The organism is Arthrobacter sp. RT-1, from assembly GCF_003367205.1.
In the GTDB taxonomy this organism is placed as follows: Bacteria; Actinomycetota; Actinomycetes; order Actinomycetales; family Micrococcaceae; genus Arthrobacter.
The window spans coordinates 1-1,663 of sequence record NZ_QRGQ01000034.1 but is presented as its reverse complement, the minus strand read 5'-3'; the positions used below and the strand labels follow the sequence as shown (position 1 = coordinate 1,663).

Annotated in this window: 1 rRNA gene (cut by a window edge); it reads right to left on the bottom strand. The window is 55.3% G+C overall.

Annotated elements, in window-relative coordinates:
- A 23S ribosomal RNA gene (locus DXK94_RS21550) occupies positions 1 to 1,663 on the bottom strand (its annotated part extends 359 nt beyond the left edge of the window); the annotation flags it as partial.

Sequence of the window (1,663 nt, the reverse complement as noted above, 5' to 3'; positions counted from 1 at the left end):
TTCGCCGTGAGGCTAACCGGTCCTCTTAACCTTCCAGCACCGGGCAGGAGTCAGTCCGTATACATCGTCTTGCGACTTCGCACGGACCTGTGTTTTTAGTAAACAGTCGCTTCCCCCTGGTCTCTGCGGCCCCGATCCCCTCCACACCGCGAAGGTGTATCAAGGTTGGGGCCCCCCTTCTCCCGAAGTTACGGGGGCATTTTGCCGAGTTCCTTAACCATAATTCTCTCGATCGCCTTAGTATTCTCTACCTGATCACCTGTGTCGGTTTGGGGTACGGGCGGCTAAAACCTCGCGTCGATGCTTTTCTCGGCAGCATAGGATCACCAAATCCCCCCAAAAGGGGGTCCCATCAGATCTCAGGCATCATGAACAGCGGATTTGCCTACCGTTCGCCCTACATCCTTAGACCGGGACAACCATCGCCCGGCTCGGCTACCTTCCTGCGTCACACCTGTTAATACGCTTGCCTCCCAGGATCAGGTCCTGCGCTCCACCAAAACCCTCACACCACAAGGGTGATCGGGCAGGTCTCGGGCAGTTAGTATCCCCTGTTCAGCATGGGCGGTTTTTCGCCGGTACGGGAATATCAACCCGTTGTCCATCGACTACGCCTGTCGGCCTCGCCTTAGGTCCCGACTTACCCAGGGCAGATTAGCTTGACCCTGGAACCCTTGATCATTCGGCGGACGGGTTTCTCACCCGTCTTTCGCTACTCATGCCTGCATTCTCACTCGTGTAGGCTCCACCGCTGGTTTACACCGCGACTTCACCGCCCACACGACGCTCCCCTACCCATCCAAACACCTGAACCACGAAGGCTTAGTCATTGTTTGAATGCCACAACTTCGGCGGTGTACTTGAGCCCCGCTACATTGTCGGCGCGGAATCACTTGACCAGTGAGCTATTACGCACTCTTTTAAGGATGGCTGCTTCTAAGCCAACCTCCTGGTTGTCTGAGCAACTCCACATCCTTTCCCACTTAGCACACGCTTAGGGGCCTTAGTTGGTGGTCTGGGCTGTTTCCCTCTCGACTATGAAGCTTATCCCCCACAGTCTCACTGCTGCGCTCTCACTTACCGGCATTCGGAGTTTGGCTGACGTCAGTAACCTTGTAGGGCCCATTAGCCATCCAGTAGCTCTACCTCCAGCAAGAAACACGCAACGCTGCACCTAAATGCATTTCGGGGAGAACCAGCTATCACGAAGTTTGATTGGCCTTTCACCCCTACCCACAGCTCATCCCCTCCATTTTCAACTGAAGTGGGTTCGGTCCTCCACGACGTCTTACCGTCGCTTCAACCTGGCCATGGGTAGATCACTTCGCTTCGGGTCTAGATCACGCCACTGCAACGCCCTATTCAGACTCGCTTTCGCTACGGCTGCCCCACACGGGTTAACCTCGCGACGTAACACTAACTCGCAGGCTCATTCTTCAAAAGGCACGCCGTCACCAGAATCAGACTGGCTCCGACGGATTGTAAGCACACGGTTTCAGGTACTGTTTCACTCCCCTCCCGGGGTACTTTTCACCTTTCCCTCACGGTACTGGTCCGCTATCGGTCATTAGGGAGTATTTAGGCTTATCAGGTGGTCCTGACAGATTCGCACGGGATTTCTCGGGCCCCGTACTACTTGGGATACTCTCACAGGCGGTACAAA